The 19,150-nt window shown below is 37.0% G+C and carries 24 protein-coding genes, 1 tRNA gene and 1 pseudogene; 9 read left to right on the top strand and 17 right to left on the bottom strand.

Annotated features, from left to right (window positions below; translation table 11 throughout):
* Entirely contained in the window at positions 1 to 357 is a 357-nt protein-coding gene (locus NST59_RS06055) for a YunG family protein (RefSeq protein ID WP_126681723.1), read from the top strand.
* Positions 358 to 403: 46 nt separating this feature from the next.
* Here NST59_RS06055 and NST59_RS06050 read toward each other — a convergent pair whose 3' ends face one another.
* The 6 genes from NST59_RS06050 to NST59_RS06025 all read right to left on the bottom strand — a co-directional run bounded on the left by NST59_RS06050 (position 404) and on the right by NST59_RS06025 (position 3,771).
* On the bottom strand, positions 404 to 853 hold the full coding sequence (locus NST59_RS06050; RefSeq protein WP_039177910.1) for a GyrI-like domain-containing protein: 450 nt from the start codon (positions 851 to 853) through the stop codon (positions 404 to 406).
* A 174-nt stretch (positions 854 to 1,027) separates the two neighbouring features.
* On the bottom strand, positions 1,028 to 1,261 hold the full coding sequence (locus NST59_RS06045; RefSeq protein WP_039177908.1) for a hypothetical protein: 234 nt from the start codon (positions 1,259 to 1,261) through the stop codon (positions 1,028 to 1,030).
* Between the two features lie 99 nt (positions 1,262 to 1,360).
* Positions 1,361 to 1,498, bottom strand: a complete 138-nt coding sequence (locus NST59_RS06040) for an aspartate phosphatase (protein ID WP_144246064.1) — start codon at positions 1,496 to 1,498, stop codon at positions 1,361 to 1,363.
* A complete protein-coding gene (locus NST59_RS06035; protein ID WP_039177907.1) occupies positions 1,488 to 2,621 on the bottom strand; it encodes a Rap family tetratricopeptide repeat protein in 1,134 nt (377 codons plus the stop codon). The genes NST59_RS06040 and NST59_RS06035 overlap by 11 nt, the downstream gene beginning before the upstream one ends.
* 129 nt (positions 2,622 to 2,750) lie before the next feature.
* The gene (locus tag NST59_RS06030; protein WP_039177905.1) at positions 2,751 to 3,170 is read right to left on the bottom strand and encodes a GNAT family N-acetyltransferase; all 420 of its coding nucleotides are present in this window, start codon (positions 3,168 to 3,170) and stop codon (positions 2,751 to 2,753) included.
* A 31-nt stretch (positions 3,171 to 3,201) separates the two neighbouring features.
* Entirely contained in the window at positions 3,202 to 3,771 is a 570-nt protein-coding gene (locus NST59_RS06025) for a TetR/AcrR family transcriptional regulator (protein WP_341040475.1), read from the bottom strand.
* A gap of 164 nt (positions 3,772 to 3,935) precedes the next feature.
* Between NST59_RS06025 and lpdA the strand changes: the two genes are divergently transcribed.
* Positions 3,936 to 5,330, top strand: coding sequence for a dihydrolipoyl dehydrogenase (gene lpdA, locus NST59_RS06020; RefSeq protein ID WP_341040473.1), 1,395 nt, complete (start codon positions 3,936 to 3,938; stop codon positions 5,328 to 5,330).
* A 110-nt stretch (positions 5,331 to 5,440) separates the two neighbouring features.
* On the opposite strand, the gene NST59_RS06015 is transcribed toward lpdA, so the two are convergent.
* The gene (locus NST59_RS06015; protein WP_059377839.1) at positions 5,441 to 6,598 is read right to left on the bottom strand and encodes an MFS transporter; all 1,158 of its coding nucleotides are present in this window, start codon (positions 6,596 to 6,598) and stop codon (positions 5,441 to 5,443) included.
* 121 nt (positions 6,599 to 6,719) lie between these two features.
* Here NST59_RS06015 and NST59_RS06010 point away from each other — a divergent pair, with 121 nt between their 5' ends.
* Together NST59_RS06010 and NST59_RS06005 are read left to right on the top strand one after the other, a co-directional pair.
* On the top strand, positions 6,720 to 7,610 hold the full coding sequence (locus NST59_RS06010) for a LysR family transcriptional regulator (protein WP_228285949.1): 891 nt from the start codon (positions 6,720 to 6,722) through the stop codon (positions 7,608 to 7,610).
* Between the two features lie 15 nt (positions 7,611 to 7,625).
* Positions 7,626 to 8,189: a GNAT family N-acetyltransferase gene (locus NST59_RS06005; protein ID WP_039177895.1), complete on the top strand. Its 564-nt coding sequence runs from the start codon at positions 7,626 to 7,628 to the stop codon at positions 8,187 to 8,189.
* 4 nt (positions 8,190 to 8,193) lie between these two features.
* Here the strand turns inward: NST59_RS06005 and NST59_RS06000 are convergent, their stop codons facing one another.
* Positions 8,194 to 8,718 carry a DinB family protein gene (locus tag NST59_RS06000; protein WP_039177893.1) on the bottom strand — a complete coding sequence of 175 codons (525 nt, stop codon included), beginning with the start codon at positions 8,716 to 8,718 and terminating at the stop codon, positions 8,194 to 8,196.
* Positions 8,719 to 9,130: 412 nt separating this feature from the next.
* Between NST59_RS06000 and NST59_RS05995 the strand changes: the two genes are divergently transcribed.
* Positions 9,131 to 9,403 carry a DUF2651 family protein gene (locus tag NST59_RS05995; protein WP_047202761.1) on the top strand — a complete coding sequence of 91 codons (273 nt, stop codon included), beginning with the start codon at positions 9,131 to 9,133 and terminating at the stop codon, positions 9,401 to 9,403.
* A 17-nt stretch (positions 9,404 to 9,420) separates the two neighbouring features.
* Here NST59_RS05995 and NST59_RS05990 read toward each other — a convergent pair whose 3' ends face one another.
* The 4 genes from NST59_RS05990 to NST59_RS05975 form a co-directional block, all read right to left on the bottom strand.
* A complete protein-coding gene (locus NST59_RS05990) occupies positions 9,421 to 10,251 on the bottom strand; it encodes an SMI1/KNR4 family protein (RefSeq protein WP_341040467.1) in 831 nt (276 codons plus the stop codon).
* A gap of 275 nt (positions 10,252 to 10,526) precedes the next feature.
* The gene (locus NST59_RS05985; protein ID WP_341040465.1) at positions 10,527 to 11,645 is read right to left on the bottom strand and encodes a Rap family tetratricopeptide repeat protein; all 1,119 of its coding nucleotides are present in this window, start codon (positions 11,643 to 11,645) and stop codon (positions 10,527 to 10,529) included.
* Positions 11,646 to 11,833: 188 nt separating this feature from the next.
* Positions 11,834 to 12,493, bottom strand: coding sequence for a type A chloramphenicol O-acetyltransferase (gene catA / locus NST59_RS05980; protein ID WP_064498320.1), 660 nt, complete (start codon positions 12,491 to 12,493; stop codon positions 11,834 to 11,836).
* Between the two features lie 233 nt (positions 12,494 to 12,726).
* Positions 12,727 to 13,050 (bottom strand): SunI/YnzG family protein, encoded by a 324-nt coding sequence (locus NST59_RS05975; protein WP_216431222.1) that lies wholly within the window; start codon positions 13,048 to 13,050, stop codon positions 12,727 to 12,729.
* Positions 13,051 to 13,385: 335 nt separating this feature from the next.
* Between NST59_RS05975 and NST59_RS05965 the strand changes: the two genes are divergently transcribed.
* A complete protein-coding gene (locus tag NST59_RS05965; RefSeq protein WP_059377832.1) occupies positions 13,386 to 13,574 on the top strand; it encodes a hypothetical protein in 189 nt (62 codons plus the stop codon).
* Between the two features lie 240 nt (positions 13,575 to 13,814).
* On the opposite strand, the gene hag is transcribed toward NST59_RS05965, so the two are convergent.
* Positions 13,815 to 14,786, bottom strand: coding sequence for a flagellin Hag (gene hag / locus NST59_RS05960; RefSeq protein WP_058838866.1), 972 nt, complete (start codon positions 14,784 to 14,786; stop codon positions 13,815 to 13,817).
* The gene (locus tag NST59_RS05955; RefSeq protein ID WP_058838865.1) at positions 14,776 to 14,961 is read right to left on the bottom strand and encodes a hypothetical protein; all 186 of its coding nucleotides are present in this window, start codon (positions 14,959 to 14,961) and stop codon (positions 14,776 to 14,778) included. Before NST59_RS05955 ends, hag begins: the two co-directional genes overlap by 11 nt.
* 273 nt (positions 14,962 to 15,234) lie before the next feature.
* Between NST59_RS05955 and NST59_RS05950 the strand changes: the two genes are divergently transcribed.
* The gene (locus NST59_RS05950; RefSeq protein ID WP_039177872.1) at positions 15,235 to 15,681 is read left to right on the top strand and encodes a MarR family winged helix-turn-helix transcriptional regulator; all 447 of its coding nucleotides are present in this window, start codon (positions 15,235 to 15,237) and stop codon (positions 15,679 to 15,681) included.
* Positions 15,682 to 15,709: 28 nt separating this feature from the next.
* A complete protein-coding gene (locus NST59_RS05945; protein WP_144490923.1) occupies positions 15,710 to 16,651 on the top strand; it encodes an acetyl-CoA carboxylase carboxyltransferase subunit alpha in 942 nt (313 codons plus the stop codon).
* Between the two features lie 200 nt (positions 16,652 to 16,851).
* Here the strand turns inward: NST59_RS05945 and NST59_RS05940 are convergent.
* Together NST59_RS05940 and NST59_RS05935 are read right to left on the bottom strand one after the other, a co-directional pair.
* Positions 16,852 to 17,013: pseudogene (locus tag NST59_RS05940) on the bottom strand (porphobilinogen synthase); the annotation flags it as partial.
* 182 nt (positions 17,014 to 17,195) lie between these two features.
* Positions 17,196 to 17,615, bottom strand: a complete 420-nt coding sequence (locus NST59_RS05935; RefSeq protein ID WP_039177869.1) for a MarR family winged helix-turn-helix transcriptional regulator — start codon at positions 17,613 to 17,615, stop codon at positions 17,196 to 17,198.
* 112 nt (positions 17,616 to 17,727) lie between these two features.
* Between NST59_RS05935 and NST59_RS05930 the strand changes: the two genes are divergently transcribed.
* Positions 17,728 to 18,714, top strand: a complete 987-nt coding sequence (locus tag NST59_RS05930; RefSeq protein WP_126681994.1) for a YhdH/YhfP family quinone oxidoreductase — start codon at positions 17,728 to 17,730, stop codon at positions 18,712 to 18,714.
* Positions 18,715 to 18,970: 256 nt separating this feature from the next.
* Here the strand turns inward: NST59_RS05930 and NST59_RS05925 are convergent.
* Positions 18,971 to 19,043 (bottom strand) — tRNA-Val (locus NST59_RS05925).
* Between the last annotated feature and the right edge of the window lie 107 nt (positions 19,044 to 19,150).

Genomic DNA, 19,150 nt, shown 5'->3' with positions numbered 1-19,150 from the left:
ATGAACCTCTACACGACAGACGAAATCATTGATGCTCTTTATAAAGCATGGTCTTCTCAATCTAGTTCAAAATGGAGTAAAGACAACCCGGCAAACGGACAATGTGGCGTCACTTCTTTAGTCGTACATGATCTTTTAGGCGGAAAAATAAACAAAACTGCATTACCCAACGGATGGCACTTTTACAACGTAGTGAATGGAACAAGAATCGACTTTACTTCTGCACAATTCTCTGAGGAAATCGTTTATATGGATGTACCTTCAAATCGAGAAGAAGCATTTCAAGATACGAATGAGGATCAGTATCGTTATTTAAAGGAGCGAGTCGTAGAATATTTAAACATTTCATATTCATGAAAACAGACCATAAGAGGTCTGTTTTCATTGCAGTTCAATAAAGTGTTTAAAAGATAGGTAGTAAGAACTCACACACGCCTTCTTCTTCTCTATATCTCTCCATAATAGGTACCTGACGCGTGTTCAATTGATTGTGTTGGATCATTTGAGGCAATTGTCTCCAAAATAAATTCACTTTTTCGGTTGTATGTGTCACTGTAAACACAGCATACTTTCCCCCTTCAAAATGACCAGTCTGAACCATTTGATCATTTGTGAAATCTCTATTTGTCATAAGCATGAGGTCGTATCTGCATTTTTCTGATGGAATTTTTCCAGGAACATCTTGAGGAACACCATATATACCATATTCCTTTAATTCATCATTTAATTGATGTTGCTTGATCCATTTCTTAAATCTCTTCATCATCTCAAAATTCTCTTTGCTGCCATATGATCCTATATTTCTCATATACACCATTTTCATATTCGTTAACATTTCAATTTTGTAATTCATGATTTCCCTCCAATTTTTATTGGAAGACTGGCCAATCATTCCTTACAACCAACGGTAACATCCTTTAAAATAGAATGCAGTAGGATATTAAAAATAATGTAATGTGCGATCTAGTTCATACATGTTCTCTGTCATTTTTAAAATAAAAAAGAACGGACTTTAGCCGCTCGCTCGTTATTGATTTTCTTTTGAAGATTTAGCATTGAGAAAGACGACAATCAAATAGATGATTGTTCCGAAAAACAAACCATTTAACAAACTGATAAACAACATCTTACAAACTAGGCCAATATAATAAGACGCTGGCGTTCCTGGAAACACAGCCATATTAAACAAGCTAATCATAAAGGTTAAAGCAAAAAATATAATAAAAATCCTTCTAAATAATGTTGATTTTAACATTGTCATTTTTACTTCCTCCTTAATATCTTTTCTATGGAAAAAATATTCTTTATTCATAGCATATATTCCGTCTTAAAATAAAAAGCCCTTAAAGGGCTTTTTATTTTATGCAGTGTAACCGATACTTGCAGTATGACCTCTCCTAGCTTCATCATGACTTGCTGTCACTTCAGATGTAAAATAACCAACAATACTGATAATGCTGATCATCACAAATACGACTGATAACGTTTTAAATTTCATACTGACAGTCCCCCCGCTTCACTTGAGTTTGGAAATAAAGAATTTTCTCATAAAAAAGCATCGCATTGTCTTTATCTCCCATTTCATTATAATATTTTGCAGCATCTTTTGCTAAATCTTCTAGATCAGGATACATTGACTTTATTTCTAGCAATTCCATTATTTTTTCCAACTGCTCAAAATTGTTGTCAACGTATAGTGATCTTAAAAATTTGAATATCAATAACAGCACATGGTCTTTCAGTTTTTCAGATAGTTCTATGCCGTTATTTAAAGCATATATACCTAAATCCTGTTCTTTCTTTTTGAAGTAGGCTTTTGACAACATAATAAGCGGGTCTAAGATTCTATTTAAATGTTCGTATCCCTGCTCTCTAAATGCTCGAATTGAGTCATTAAAGTGAATTATTGCTTGGGCTATTTCTTTGTTATGAAAATAACTCAACCCTAAATTATAGAGTGCTGATCCTTTTAATCGTTTTGTTGAGTTGTCGGCGGCTTTTTCTAGTGCGTGTTGAAAATGGGGTATTGCTTTTTCGGGGCAGCCCATATCTATGTAGTTTAATCCAATCACAAAAGAACATTGTATTTCTCTTACTGTGTATGTATCTTTTTCTCGATAACATTCTATCGCCTGTGCGATATGGTGCATGGACATGTGGGTTTGTTTCATGTGGTAATAGATTTCAGCCATCTTGTAATTGAACTCGGCCCGTTCAATATCGTCACTGACAAGAGACAGCTTTTTTTCTGCCCGTTTATAGAAGGTAATCGCATTTAGGTATTCATAGTTTTCGAATTCATACATGCCGTAGAAAAAATTGAAGTAATACTCGAGCAATCCTGTTAATTTCTCTTGGTCCCTTTTGATCTTCATTGCGAGTTCCTTGAAGTTGGCCCGCTCTTTCCCATTTTCTAAAGGATTCAAGTAATCAAGCATTAATTTATGTCTGAACTCCATGAGTGAGAAATACAATAATAAATCTTGATTTTCTTCCATATGATCAAGCATTGATTTGATTTCCTCTTTATATGCTTCGGCGTCCGGTACGTTAAATCTTTGAATATGATAATACCATTCATTGATTTTCAAACCGACGTGAGAAGAAAGCACTTTCTCCATCAGCCCTTACCCCTTCCTCTATTTTCCCTATAATGACATATATTATCATTTTATGAACCATTCGACACCGAAAAGAAACCGCAAAAAAGCCCTATAAAGGGCCATGCGAATGATAAGATAAAAAGACTTCTATTCATAAATAAGCACCCAGTATTCTGCCCCAGGTTCTCCTTCTTCTACAACAGCCTTCCAGCCTCTTTTTTGATAAAAAGATAAAGCTTTGTGATTTTCGGAGACACATTTGAGGGTGACCGGTGTTCCCAAAACTTTTATCGCTTGTTTGAGCAGCAGATCTCCAGCCCCTTGGCCCGCAGCTTCTGGATGTACAAACAAGAGGTGAATAAATCGATCGGGTACATATAGAGAAATGAATCCGAGGATTTTATTGTTCTCCTCAGCTAAGAAAATTTGCTCTTCCTGCGTATCTTGATCAAAATCTTGCAGATTGAGTTCTTCTGGATTAAGCCAGTGAAAGCTTTGGCGCCGGGATTCTAAATAGATTTGTCTTAATTCTGGATAATCTTCTATGCTTGCTTCTCTAATCAACATCGCAACATCTCCTATGTTTTTTATTTGAATGTTAATTCGCCTCTAGAACGCGTTTTGCCTGTATTATGCCTGCCAGTAACAATTGATCACTGAACTGCGAATCATTGACAGCACGTGCAAGAGCAATTGTACCAATCATGCTGCTTACTAGTGCGTAACTTGTAGAGAGATCTATGTTTCCAGCATCAGCTATAAAATCCATAAATCGTTTCAATTCATCGGTATAAGCATTCCTTACCTCTTGCGATAATTGAGCAATTTCTCCTGACAGCGCAGGCAGTATACAGCCGACCTCCGTCTGATCACGGTGAACCGAACTTAAATAGAATTCAATGATCGTCTGAATTCGAGGCTGGTCTGCTTTCTTGTCTGCAACACTTTGCAGCAGTTTGATCGTATCAGTGATAGCAAAATGAAAAGTCTCTATCACCAACTGATCCTTGTTCTTAAAGTGAGCATAAAACCCTCCATGAGTTAGGCCTGCTCCTTTCATAATGAATGGCAAACTGATATTACGAACGCCATTTGTTCGAAATGCTCGTGCAGCACTTGCAATGATCTGCTCTCTCACTTTTGACTTATGACCTTTCGGATAAGGCATTCCTCTACCTAACCTCCTTCTTATCAAAATATTATATTCATCATATTATCTTGTGTCAATTGACTGAAATCCATCTTTCCAAACTCAGATGGGATTGACTTCAATAAAATATGATGATTATAATATATTATGATCATCATATTTTGAAGTTGGAGGTGCAAGAAATGATTCATTTAAACGCAGTAGATACATTAGTAATTGGATCAGGTCCGGGAGGCTATGTGGCGGCATTACGTTCAGCTCATCTCGGCATGAAGACAGCGATTGTAGAGCGTGATCAGTTAGGTGGAGTATGCACCCATGTAGGCTGTATCCCTTCTAAGGCGCTAATAGCAGAAGCAGAGCGGTTCAAGCTCCGCACACAATGGGGTGGTTTTCAAGAAGGCGGCTCTTTCAAGGAAGCTCAAGCGTTCAAAAAAGCGGTTGTGGACAAACAAGCGGGAGGCGTACAATTTTTGTTAAAGTCAGCGGGAGTTACCATACTGGAAGGCGATGCAAGCTTGATCGATCAGCATACAGCGGTCATTCAACATGCAGAAAAAGGTGAAAAGCAAATCAACTTCAAACACCTTATACTAGCAACCGGCTCCCGTCCAATTGAAATTAAATCACTCCCTTTCGGCGGTCGTATTTTGTCTTCCACTGAAGCACTATCCCTTCCCGAGATCCCTAAAAGCCTTGTCGTAGTTGGGGGTGGTTATATTGGGGTTGAATTAGGACAGATGTTTGCTAGGTTTGGAACAAAAGTCACCATCTTGGAAGGCGGCAATCAAGTATTGCCTGGCTTTGAAAGTGAGCTTGTCTCGCCTGTCGTTCGTCAATTGAAAGAAGATAAAATCACGCTGATTACAGGAGCAAACGTCACAGATGCCGAGCAGCGTATGAGCGGAATTGATCTTCATTATGAGAAACAGAAAGAAAGCTACACGGTGAAAGCGGAATATGCACTGATTACTGTCGGAAGAAAACCGAATACAGATGGAACATTAGGTCTTGATTCTATCGGGTTGTCTATTCCTTCTCACGGACGAATTGAAATTGATGAACAATGCAGAACATCCATCCCGCACATATATGCGATTGGTGATATCACAGAGGGGCCTGCTTTGGCTCATAAAGCTTCCTATGAAGCAAAAGTTGCAGCAGAAGCAATCGCTGGTAAACCTTCGATAATAGACTATAAAGCGATCCCACTTGTTGTTTTTTCCAGCCCAGAATTGACGAGTGTTGGACTAAGCGAAACGGATTGCAAGCAAAAATCCATTCCGACTGTCATTGGGAAAGCAATGTTCTCCATTAATGGCCGAGCGCTTGCATTAAAAGAACCAGAAGGTTTTGTGAAGATTGTAGCCCATGCTGAATCTGGTCTTATTCTAGGGGCACAAATCGTAGGGGCTGAAGCATCTACTCTTATATCAGAACTAGCTCTCTCTATTGAAGTTGGCGCTACAGCAGAAGATTTAGCAATGACGATTCATCCTCACCCAACATTAGGTGAAATGATCATGGAAGCTGCAGAAATGGCTACCCGTAAAGTTGAAAAATATCTTGCAAGATAATTCGTTCATGTGCAGCTTCTAAAAAAATAACCGCCATAGCCTATTTAATTAGGAATAGGCTATGGCGGTTTCCATTGTGCAATGATATAAAAGCGCCGATCAATTGATCTTTAATTCGATCCCACTTCGCGTTTTTTACCAAGATTCATGGATAACTGAACGCCAATCATCAGCATGACGATGACAACCATTGCCACAATAGAAGCATAAAAATGTCCGCTTAGATCGAAAACCAAGCCAATGAAAAATGGACCGAATCCACCTACAATGTACCCGCCCATCTGCGACATCGCTGACCAGGTTCCGGCTTCCTCTGGAGTATTCGTCTCCATAATCGGGAGCATAAGCGCTAAAGGAAATAATCCACCTGCACCCATACCTAGGAAAATGACGGCTGGCAAGATCGGCATTGGCAGAAGAAGAAAGATAAGGCCAATAAGTTCAGACAGACTGCATAAAATGAGAAATAATTTCGGTTTTCCTAATCGAGTAACGACCGCTGGAACAAGCAGTGCCACTGGAATCTGAATGAGTGTAAATATGGTCAGCAGCATGGCAGCATATTGCGGACTGTTTCCAAAGCTAAGAGCAATCGGTGAAATCCATGCCGTCAAAGAATAAAACATACTAGACATAAAGCCAAAGAACAAAGTGAATTGAATAGCCTTTTTGTTTCTCAACGGCAATTTTAACGGCAAGGTTACATGATCACTTTGCTCATTTTTGCGAACTAAACCGACCCATAGAATAAGGGCAATCACCCCTAGAATCGCCCAGCAGGACAAAGCTAACGTAAGGTGATGCTGACTGCGTAGATAAATCGGAATGGTGAAGCCGGAAGCGAGCGCTGCACCTATTGTCATCGAAATTGAATACACACTAACAATACCAGGATTTCTCGGGAAATATTTTTTAATAAAACTAGACAATAAAGGACCCGCAAAGCTAATCCCTACCCCTCCTGCGAACGCAGTCATGAGCAGGATAGCAACCGATTGGCTTGTACCACGCAGTGCTGTGGCAATCGTGATAAGAAGAATTGAGAAAAACAGCGTTCTTTCTAAACCAAAACGCCGGCTGAGTATCGTCGCAACAGGAGCAAATACCCCCATACAAAGGACAGGCAAAGTGGTCAAAAGACTTGCTGTCAGTGCGTTTACACCAAGCTCTGATTGAATCATGCTCATCATGGAAGCCACGGACGTAATGATTGGACGTAAGTTTAATGCTGCTAAAAATAAAGCGGCTAAATAATATATTTTTTTCATCAATACCCTTCTTTCATCTCGTTAAGGTTACTTTGAGTATAAAACTGCTGCATCCATTGATCAATACAATAAATCGTATTATGATGATAGGAAAAGGCTATCATTTATGAAAGGAGGACAAATGGATACCCGGCATATTACCTATTTTATGGCTGTATATCATCATTTGCATTTTACAAAGGCTGCTGAGGAGCTAGGCATTTCACAGCCGACACTTAGCCAGCAAATTCGACTGCTTGAAGCAGAAGTTGGGATGCCGCTCTTTGATCGAATCGGCAAAAAAGTCGTGGCTACCGAAGCCGGTTCGCTGCTTTATCAATATGGCATGAAAATGCTTCAAGCTGAAAGAGATGCAAAAAATGCGATGAAAGAACTATTATCGGAAAAACGAGGAACCGTTCGTCTCGCAGTACTCCCATCCGATCTTGATTTTCAGCTGGTGCCACTTTTTGTAGAATTTAAAACACTTTACCCCGAAACCAATCTGAAGGCATATTCAAATATCTTCGTGCGTGAAGAAGTCCTTTCGCATAAAGTGGATCTCGGCATCGGGCTGCGAGGGCCTGCAGATAAGCGTCTCGTTCAAATTCCACTTGGGAGTGAGCCATACGAATTATTTGTTCATTCAAAAAGTGATTTAGCCCAAAAGAGTGAAGTGACATTGGAAGAGCTGACTCAGCATGCGTTGGTCATGTATCCGAAGGGATATCTAGGAAGGGATTTAGTAGATGACGTATGTAAAGAACAGGGTGTTGAACTAGACACTGCCATGGAGGTTGGATCCGCATTTTCGCTATTGCAGCTGGTTGAAGCCGGGATCGGTGCAACCATTCAGCCAAGAGGATTACTAAAACAACATTCGACGTGGTCCAATATTGTTTCGATTCCTATTGCTGAGCCAGCACCTGTCCGGCACTTGGAATTAATTTATTATGCAGATCGATTTGTCAGCAAAGCACAACAGCAGCTATCTGAATGGCTGATAGACTTTTTCAAATCAAGAACAAACTAAAAGTGAGGTTAACACATGAAGAATGCAAACAGCATATTCACAAGAACAAACCGGGTTGTTATTCGCCAATTTGACAGGCAGGATATTGAAGCATTTTATCAATACCGAGCAAATCCCTCTATTGCAAAATTTCAATCTTGGGAAAACTACACGTACGAAGATGCTGAATCATTTGTTCAACATCAAATGACACAAAAACCTAATCAACCGGGGACGTGGTTTCAATACGCTATTGCCTTATCTGAATCCAATCAGCTGATAGGAGATTGCGCCATTCATACACTTGACAGTGAGCCGAGAATTGTTGAAATAGGTTTTACACTCGCGCCTGAATACCAAGGAATGGGCTATATTCATGAAGCTCTGAGTGCAATTTTCGAATATATCTTTATAACACTAAACAAACATAAAATCATTGCCTTTACAGATGTGCGCAACGAAAAATCCATTCGAGTGCTGGAACGTTTAGAAATGAGACGCGAAGGACATTTGCTGCAAAATTATATGTCGAAGGGACATTGGGTCGATGAATATCAATATGCCATGCTTCAATCTGAGTGGGCCGCCAAGCACCATTAAACATTTATTTCCTATTCAAAATCCCTAAATAAGCGCTCCACGGGCCCACATCGGTTCGATATCGTTCCGCCATGACCCGAACAATCTGGGACATATGTGTGAAGTCATGGACAACCCACGCAGAAAGTAATTCGCTCACTTTCACGACCCCAAACTCCGGGTGAACGCCCTTTTTTTCTAAATCAAGGCCTGAATGTGTCATACGCTGAATGTATGCCACATTCTCCATCCGCATATGATGAAACTCAGATAATGCTTGTTCTATCTGTCTTTCAGATTGGTTCAAATGAGAGTAGCGGTCAAACGCAGGAAATGGTGTATTCTCTCCATCAGCTAGAATCACATTTAATCGAGGAATCCAGTTGAATTTCTCTGCTTCAATCAAATGTTCAATGACTTCAACTGGATTCCACGTCCCCTCCCCTTCACGGCTGTGAAGCCAATCCTTCGATAAACCCGACAAAAGACTTTCTAACGTGTGAGGAGTTCGACTCAACATATCCAAAGCTTCATTTAAATTAAAATTCATGTGGTTGCTCCTTTATCCATTTTCTTTATTCTAATGGATTTTGGATAGATTGTAACTTATACCTCAAGACAGATAAAAAAATTCAAAGCCGCTTTTAATCAACCTTCTATATAAAAAAAGAACTTTTCTATAATGCTCTCAATACTTTCCATAAGATGGCTAATTGCATTACTTACAGACTGAATACAAGTACGATGATCACTGTAGCTAGGTAAGGAGAGTTCAAGATCATTAGATAATAAGTTTATCAATAAATTCCATATTAATACATAAATGTCATCAATAATGTTATGATATAAATCATTAATTTATTTCTCATGCAATTAAACTCAAAATCCCCGACATATAGGAGAAATCAGTATGAGTTTTTTGAGATATAGAATGATTTAAGTAATCTAAAGGGAGAATTGATATGACTCATTTAGAATTCGCATTCGGCTTGCTTCCAATAAGTATTATCGTCGTTTCATTTATCGGCACATTATTTATACAAAAGATTTATTTCATGCCAGTTTTGAGCTTTATGATATTGTTCATCCTGACATTTACACTTTTTAATGCCTCCTTTTTAGGCTGGGCCATTGTTTACACTTTATTCTCATTCATTACTTCATTTATTGCATTATTCATCATCAACACTTTACATAAAAAGAAATCACAAACTAAAATCAAAAAGCCCTTTTAAGGGCTTTTATTCTTTTACTATGGCTTTTTCACTGGATGAATGTCTTCTCCCAAAAGGACGGTAAGAGCCTCTCCACTCTTTTCTAGAAACTCAGCAATTTCTTGCAGCTCTTGATTGATACGATCATTCCTTGGCATATCTGGATTTAACAAAAGAATGGAGTGAACCGTCGTGGCCGCCTCATACAAAACATTCTGATCTTTTATATGTTTGATGCTTTGTTTCATGCGATCGAAAAACCATTCAATCTCTTCAATGTCTTCCATTGGATAATGTGCCATTTTAAAGAGGTTCTGCTGACGAAGGTCTTGTCTCTCAAATATTTGTTCAAGCTCTTCTTTACTGACATACAAATCCGAAGATTCCTCATCAATCTCTACAACCTCGATCATCGCATCTTCAGCTGTATATAACTGCTCAATAAAATCATCGAAAGTATCCGCCAGTTTAAAATCGACTCCCATCTCTAAATCAAAATAGTGAATAGGCGGGTGTTCCTTCGTTTCTCGATAATCCATTGCGATCCATGTATCTTCTTCTCCGCTGATGATCACAAGCCCCTCCGGCAGCTCCAATTCATCACTTAACTGGGAACTATTCATGATGCCATCATCTTTGGCGATTCCTCTTAGATGGTCAAATTGAACATGATCATCTGCCCATGAGTTCGGCCGATCAGTTGGAAACGCATTACGCACTGTAAAGCCACCGTTCCATTCTAAAATGAGCTTTTTGTATGTAGCAGGTAAAGTGACACCAAGTGTCCCCTCTGCTTCACGAATTTTCTCCTCATCTACCTTTTCTAACGTGAAAGGGCTCTCTTCTTCTTTCTCCCAGAATGATTTCAAAGTGGATACCTCCCTATATCTATTGAGGTTAGTATAACATTGACCAACTGTTCAATTGCTCATTCTACTTCATAAAAAAACAGACTATTAAAGTCTGTTTTAATCTTTTCTATACGTTTTCAGAGGTTGTATTTCGATCAATTATAGTCGTATTTCGATTTGATTTTTGTTGTTCCTCCATTGTTGTATTCCGTATTGATTTTGTTCCAATGATTTTCAAAGTTTCTGCTGTTGAAACACTTAACAATACAATGGATACAATGACTAGTAATTTTTTAATAATCATACAGACACTCTCCTTTTTGAATATCATTTTGAGCTTTAAGAGCCTTTCTATAATATTCGGCAGCTTTTTCAAAGTCCCCCTTTTTTTCAGAAGATAATCCGATACTTTGAGCAAATGCCTCGACATAGACATATAGTTGCTTTTCCTCAAAATAATTTAGCACTTCCTGAATTGCTTTCTCACTAGCATTTATATAAATCGCTTTTAAAGCTTTAAATAACATCAAACACAACGAATCATTTCTCTCTAAGGAGCACTTAAGACCATCTTCTACGAGTGGAGCGGCTTCATCATGTAGACTAGACTTATACAACGACCAACTTAAACTAAATAGGGTGATTGGTTTTATATCAATACTTCGTGGTGTAATAATGTCTAAAACTTCTCTGTAGCGTATGATTGCTTCAGTGTACTTTTGTTGTCGATCATATGTATTCGCTATGTTCAATAGAATTTTAGCAATTAACATATTATCGGCGAGCTCTTCTGCTATAGAAAAAGCTGTATTTAGATGCTCTAATGACTTGTCATATCGCTTGAAATCATCATAATTTCCTGCAATAACAATCAAGCTTTGTATTTGGCGAACTTTATATTGTTCATGCTGCTTATAGATGTCTAAGGCCTTTATGATGTGATGCATAGAAACATGAGTTTGCTTCATAATATAGTAGGCTTCAGCCACCTTGAAGTGAAACTCCGCTTGCTCAATATCATCTACAACTAATGCGAGCTGCCTTTCAGCGATCTTATAATATTGAATAGCCTGTATGTATTCTTTTTTACTAAACTCATACATTCCTCTAAAAAAAGCATTATAGTATTGCAGCATACCAGAAAGTTGATGATTTGAATTTTCGATTTTATCAACCAAATCAGAAACAGAAGGCGATCGTTTTTCTGAAGGCTTAATATAATCAAGCATAAGCTGATGGCGAAAACACATTAGTTGATAGTAAATCAGTAAATCCTGGTCTTCTTCCATCCGTTCAATTTCTTGTTCTACCTCAGCTTTCAAAATCTCTGCATCGGGTACACTGAATTGCCGAATCATTTTATACCATTCATTTATTTTCACACCAACATGTGAAGAAATCACTTTCTCCATCCCTTATTCCCCTTCCATTAAATTCCCTTATATTACATTTATTATCACATGCAAGAGATGACAAAGCACCGAAAAGAAACCGCAAAAAGAACAGTTCATAACGTGACTTTACACATTTCTGCTCACAACAGAAAAAGCAGACTCTACTAAGTCTGCCTTTTTCTATCAAATGACTATACCTTTGAAAATTAAGTATACAATGAATCGCTTAACCACTCTTCACAATGTTCTATCAGCCATCTCAAATATTCCACATATTGACCGGCATGATAGCCGTCACAAACAGCATGATGTACTTGAATGGCGACTGGCAAGATGATTTTTTCTTCTTCCACCTTAAATTTGCCTAACGTAAATATCGGCAGTAAATAAGTTTCATCTGTAGATACATTAAGGTTAAAAGAAGTAAAATCAATCCAAGGCAGGCTTGAAATATTGAACATATTTTCTGGCATATGAGGTTTCGGAAATAGTTTGTTACTTTCGCTATAAGCTTCAATATCAGCTACACAGCTTTTATAAAACCGAGCAAAATTTTCGTCATAAGGCGTCCAAATACTTGAAAATGTCTTTGTTTCTTTATTTAGAATCGTATAACTAGGATGGAGAAGATCCCAGTGACCAAGTTCATCATTCACTAGATCCATCCGAAACTCCGGTATTTTTTGCACAGCCCTTGCTAACAAATAAATTTGCACAGGATATACTTTTAGCTTTTTTTCTTTTAATATTGAATGCAATTTCGTGATATCTAAATCGATAACTAGGCTATATGAGCATCGGGTTACCTTCATATAATGATGAAAGTGCTCTTTTCTCGGATAATTTTCATCTATTTTTTTAAACATTTTTTATCTCCTCCTGAATGTGATTTACTGTATTCAGGAGGAGACTTTATCTGTTTTCACCACCACAATCATCCTTTCAAGAGATATATTATGTTTCAGTCTATCACTTAGCAACCTTCAACAACTCTTCGTAAGTCAACTTGGCTGAAGTATTGAAGTATTCATTCTATTAGTATATCTAAAGAAGTGGAACTCGAATAAAAAAGCACCTTCTATCTTAGAAGATACTTATCTTATATTCTAGCACTAGCTTTTTTATAATTTTGAAGAAAATGATGACCTTCATTTAAAAAAACTAGAAAACGCTTATTCATAGTTTCAATAACGATTCTATCTGGTTGACCATATGGAGCACCAATTCTATAATCAATATTATCTGCAACTGCATACTTGTCTGACTCTTTAATACTAACGATTTGATCAATTGGTATTTCTGTTTTAGATAAACCAAATTTTAAGACTAAGTATTTTTCACCAAAACTGTAACGAGTTTTTAGGAAAACAGTAAAAATAAAGAAAAGTGCTAATAAAAAGATTAACATAATTACATATTCCATAGAATCACTCTTTCTTATACTTTTATCTAATTTTACCATGTTTTTTACTTTTTAAAACCAACAACTTTAAGAGAAGGATTATATATGTTTTAATTCACCCTAGTAAGGCAAGTTCTATGAAGTGCTGTTTATACATTTGTATAAGGTACCTACGATTCCTCCTCCTCTATATTGGAAAGAATGACTGAGATACTTCTCACTATTTTACCAATGTAAAACTTATAAAAAAGCATCCATCTATATATGTCCATCTTACTTTTAGTGAAGAAATCAATTGTTTTAGTTTGTTGCAAACGACCTTTGTTCGTGTAATTCCTCAATGAGGTGCTCGGCTAGTGACACAGGAAAATAAGGCATCCAAAGGTTTGTTAATTACTTTACCCGCCGCTATTATCGCTATTGTGTTGATTTTAGGAAAAATTGATACACCTGTAACAAATATTTTATTTTATGTAGTAGCTTTTGGTGTAATGGGTTTAACTGTTTCAAGCTTAATAAAAGACTACAAAAAAAAGAAAGATTGATTACTTGTCAGGGAGCTGCTTTATGTAGCTCCCTGTTTGTTAAAAACAGGATAATGACTAACACTGAGAAATACAAAAGCCACTCTCGAATATTTGGTTAGTTGGATAGTATTATTATTTGTCGTATTCATTGGCGTTGAAGCGTCTTTTAGAACGATTTTTAGAACGATCTATAAAATAAGACATCTAAGCGAATAAAGACAAACAAAAAAGCCCCTTTATATAGGGGCTTTTGGTTTATTAACGTAATAATTGAAGTACGTTTTGTGGCTGTTGATTCGCTTGTGCAAGCATTGCTTGAGACGCTTGAGAAAGAATGTTGTTCTTAGTGAACTCACTCATTTCTTTTGCCATGTCAACGTCACGGATACGAGACTCAGCAGCCGTTAAGTTTTCAGAAGATGCACCAAGGTTGTTGATTGTGTGCTCTAGACGATTTTGAACTGCACCAAGTTTAGCACGTTGTGCAGAAACTTGTTTAATAGCTCCATCAACGATTGCTAACTGATCATCAAATCCACCATCGTCATCAGCTGCAATTGTTTCAAATTTAGATACATCGATATCTTTAACAGACTTACCTGTCTCAACTGCACCATCTGCGTCTGTAACGCCTAAAGCAGCAGCGCTCATATCTTGAATGTTGACTTTAATTTGTTGTGTAGCATTTGCACCAATTTGGAATACTAAAGCATCACCAGGAGTTGCTGGGACTGCAGGTGTACCTGTACTTGGATCATCTGGATCTGTCGGCGGAGTTGCTGGTGTGCCAGGTGTACCTACTCCATTAAACGTACCATTTAATAATTTTTTTCCGTTAAACTCAGTACGATTAGAAATACCATCGACCTCTTCAACAAGCGCTGTGATCTCATCTTTAATTGCAGCTAAGTCTTCACCTTGCTGTGTACCAGTATTTCCAGCTTGAACGACTAGTTCACGTACACGTTGAAGGATGGAGTGAGTTTCAGTCAATGCACCTTCAGCTGTTTGGATAAGAGAGATACCGTCTTGGGCGTTTTTAGAAGCCATTTCTAATCCACGGATTTGTCCACGCATTTTTTCAGAGATTGCAAGACCTGCTGCGTCATCTCCTGCACGGTTGATTTTAAGACCAGAAGAAAGTTTCTCCATGTTCTTTTGGCTTGCACCATTGTTTGCTGATAAACGGTTTAATGTGTTAAGTGCTGCGATATTGTGGTTAATTCTCATTTCCTATTACCTCCGTGTAATTTTTTTTAGAGAGCTTATCTGTAAAGTCCATTTGGATGAGAAGCTCTTCCTTAGAATTTTCGATTTCTAAGGCATGTGTATAGTAGTAACGCAGAGCACCTTTTGGCTCTCTTACTTTACTACCGTGTGTAACATCAGTTATGGCAATAATCATGAAACCTCCTTCTATTCATTCAAAATGATTAGTCTTGTCACTTTTACGAGACTAGATACCCGCCATAACAATGAGTATTATGTTACCTACTATAGACTGAACTTCCATATATTTTAGTTTGTGGAAATTGTTAAATTCACAAATTAGACACATTTAACAAGAAAAAATACCTCGTCCATGTTGTCATATTGGCTTATGTTAAGCTTGTGAAAAAACCTCATTGATGTATAATACAATTGATGTATTATGCATCAATTGTAGGAGGTTGACCTTTTGAAAAGAGAAGATGCCTTAAAACTAAGAACAGATATTAAGAAAATGATTATATTAACTGGGGTTTTCGAATCTCAAAATTTGCCGAATGGACCATTTGAAAAACCTCTACCAACTTCTCAAATGATGGCGTTAGAGGAACTAGAGATGGAAAAATTAACTGTTTGGCAACTATCCAATAAACTTAGATTAGAGACTTCAACTGTAAGTAGGTTGGTAGATAAGTTAGTAAAAATGGGGCTTGTTTATCGTGAAGTAAATGAAAAAAATAGAAGAGAACTTTTTCTGCACCTCACAGAAAAAGGGCACATTACTGTTAATCGCTTAAGAGAACAATCCCTTACATTTTATCAACGTATCCTTAATAATTTATCAGAATCAGAACAAAAAATTGTTGTGGATGGTTTTGAATTATTTATTGATTCTATTTCTAAGTCTTTTGATTAGAGTGAGGTCATAACCTTTGGAGGATAAAATGAGTTTGGATTTTGAACGTCCTATTATTGAACTAAAAGAGAAATTTGATGAATTAAAGAAAATGATGAAAGAAAATAATGTAGATTTATCATCAGAAATTCATTTATTAGAAAAACGTTTAAATAAAATGCAAGATGAAGTTTATTCTAATCTTACAGCTTTTCAACGAGTTCAAATTGCAAGGCTACGTAACCGGCCCACGACATTGGATTATATACCTTTATTGTTTACAAACTTTTTCGAACTTCATGGTGATCGATTATATGGTGATGATAAAGCAATGATAGGTGGTATTGCAAAATTTAAAGGAATGCCCGTTACGGTTATTGGTCATCAAAGAGGTAGAAGTACAAAGGAAAATATAGAAAGAAATTTTGGAATGGCTCATCCAGAAGGATATAGAAAAGCGCTAAGACTGATGAAACAAGCTGATAAATTTAATCGCCCTATTATTACATTTATTGATACAATAGGCGCCTATCCAGGGAAAGGGTCTGAAGAACGTGGAATTTCTGAAGCGATAGCTCGAAATCTATTTGAAATGGCTACGCTTAAAGTGCCAATTGTTTGTATTGTAATTGGAGAGGCATCAAGTGGTGGAGCTCTTGGCATTAGTGTCGGTAACCATATCCATATGTTAGAGTATTCATGGTACTCGGTAATTTCGCCAGAAGGAGCAGCATCTATCCTATGGAAGGACGCTAAGTATGCTCCAGAAGCTGCGGAACATATGAAAATTTCAGCAAAAGATTTAAAACAGTTAGGAATGATTGATGAAATCATCCCTGAAATGAAAGGTGGAGCACAAAATGATATCAAATCACAGGCACAAATGATTGAATCTGTGATCGAATCATCTCTAAAAAAATTGACACCATTATCCTCAGAAGAGCTTATCCAACAGAGATATGAAAGGTATAGACAAATAGAAAATATGTAAAGTCCGTATTACATTTAGGAGGATTCTTACAAGATAGTTCTAAATATTTTGTAAGTAACCTCTTAAACTGAATATGCTGATACTATTAAAAGATGTGTGGTTGGTATGAAAAAGGATTTCTTCCATCAATACTTTTTCTGAAGGTCCTCAAATAATTCCTCATAAAAAAACAGACCCTGCATGGTCTGTTTTCATTTTGCCTATATGTTTTGAGATTCTCCATCTCTCAGTCGCCGAGACATATCTAAAGCAAAATAAGTCAAAATGCCATCGCATCTGGCGCGTTTGAACGACATTAATGATTCTTCAATTACAACATTTGCATCAAGCCAACCTTTCTGAATAGCTGCCATCAACATTGAATCTTCTCCACTGAAGAAAGAATTTTGTCCATTCCTTACCTAATTTCCATAAAAAACTTAATATTATATTTATTATCACATCCAAGGATTTACAAAGCACCGAAAAAAAACTGAAAAAAGCTCCTGTAAAGGAGCCTTGTGATAGTTATCGATTTAATATGAAACTTGTTTATAAAAGTACATCATTGAAAATTATTTATAATGGTACTTAATGCTTTCTTTAGTACAACCTTATCATCATTTGACAAGTTTTGAAGCGCTGTCTTGTTCAGCTCAATTGTTGCTGCTTCAACTTGATCTCTAATGACTAAAGATTTTTGAGTAGCCTCTACTAATATATTTCTTCGATTGTTTGGATCTATTGTGCGTTCAATTAAGTCAGCTTTTTGCATTTTATCTAATATTCCAGAAACGGTTGAGGCTTCTAAATATACAAGTTCTCCAATTTGTTTAGGAGATAACTGACCCTCTCTCCATAGACAGTTCAACACACCATATTGAGCGGGTGTCAAATCACTTTCCTCTAAAAGTTTACTAAAGTACTTGAACACTTTATTTTGACTAACACTTAGTAAAAAATTTATGCACTCTGATAATTCCATTTTATCTCCCCCACATTGACTTCACCTATAATATCATGGTAGTTTTTTAATTGAAATACTTTTGGAACAGAAATATTTTGTTGTAATATATTTTTAGAGAGGAAGATACACAATGGATTCATTTAAAGCGATTCTAGTTACAGAAAAAAATGATCAAGTTAGTTATGATCTTCAAAATGTAAGTGTTAATGATTTATCTGAAGGAGAAGTATTAATTAAAGTAGCATATTCTTCAATCAATTATAAAGATATGCTGGCTGTTCAAAAAAATGGAGGTGTTATTCGTAACTATCCAATGATTCCTGGAATTGATCTAAGTGGGACTATCGTTCATACAACAGATCATCGTTTCGTAGAGGGTCAACAAGTGATTGTCACAGGTTTCGCTATGGGCATGAGCCACACTGGAGGTTTTTCTGAATATGCTAGAGTACCTGCGGATTGGATTGTTCCTTTGCCAAATAACTTGACTTTAAAAGAAGCAATGATTTTTGGAACAGCAGGCTTTACCGCAGCTCTTTCTATCATGGCTTTACAGGAAAATGGTATGAGTACGAAAAATCAACCTAATATACTCGTTACAGGGTCAACTGGTGGAGTTGGTAGCATTGCTATACAATTATTATCTAAAATTGGGTACAACAATATTTTTGCTTTAGTGCGTAAAGATAATCAAGTTGATATAGCAAAATCTTTAGGAGCAACTGATGTCATTTTTGCAAACGAATTAGGAGAGCTAAAAAAACCATTAAACAAGCAAAAATTTGACTTCGTCTTAGATACCGTAGGAGGAGATGTGGCTTCTGTGATCATTCCTCAAATTTCTTATGGTGGAAGCATGAGCATGTGCGGGAATGCAGGCGGAATTAAATTAACAACAACTGTGTTACCTTTTATTCTAAGAGGGATCAACCTTCTAGGGATTGATTCTGTAAATGTACCAATCAATAAACGCAAAGTAATTTGGAACGAGATAGCAAACGAATGGAATATCTCCCAAACGACTCTAGTCAATGAGATTACGCTCGATACGTTACCTGAAAAAATTGAAGCCATTAAAAATGGCCAACATTTAGGAAGAACCATTATTAAATATTAAGATAAACGAACTTTATTTATTTAAATTACACCAGACAAATATTGAATGTATTGATGCAGATACCCCATCCCAAACAGGTGGGGTACATCTATTCAAAAAAGAGCAGGACATGCTAGTGCTAAAATACCCTCAGATATTTATCATCATGTCACAAACAAATTAGAATTTAACACCGCAGAACACTTTAATCGTTTTAACCTAAAAAGAAACAATCTGCAAAAAACAAAAAACCCTTGCTACGCAAGGGTTTCAACGATGATTCCGACTGGGCTCGAACCAGCGACCTCTACCCTGTCAAGGTAGCGCTCTCCCAGCTGAGCTACGGAATCGGGTTATGTATCAGTTCTGGGCTTTCTGTTACTGACAGTCTCTATTATATAACCATAATAATAAAGCGTCAATGGTTTTGTTTAAAAAAGATCAAAAAGCCGGCGGC

This window comes from Bacillus sp. FSL R5-0439 (assembly GCF_038008805.1).
In the GTDB taxonomy this organism is placed as follows: domain Bacteria; phylum Bacillota; class Bacilli; order Bacillales; family Bacillaceae; genus Bacillus; species Bacillus safensis.
This window is presented reverse-complemented; position numbering and strand designations above follow the sequence as displayed.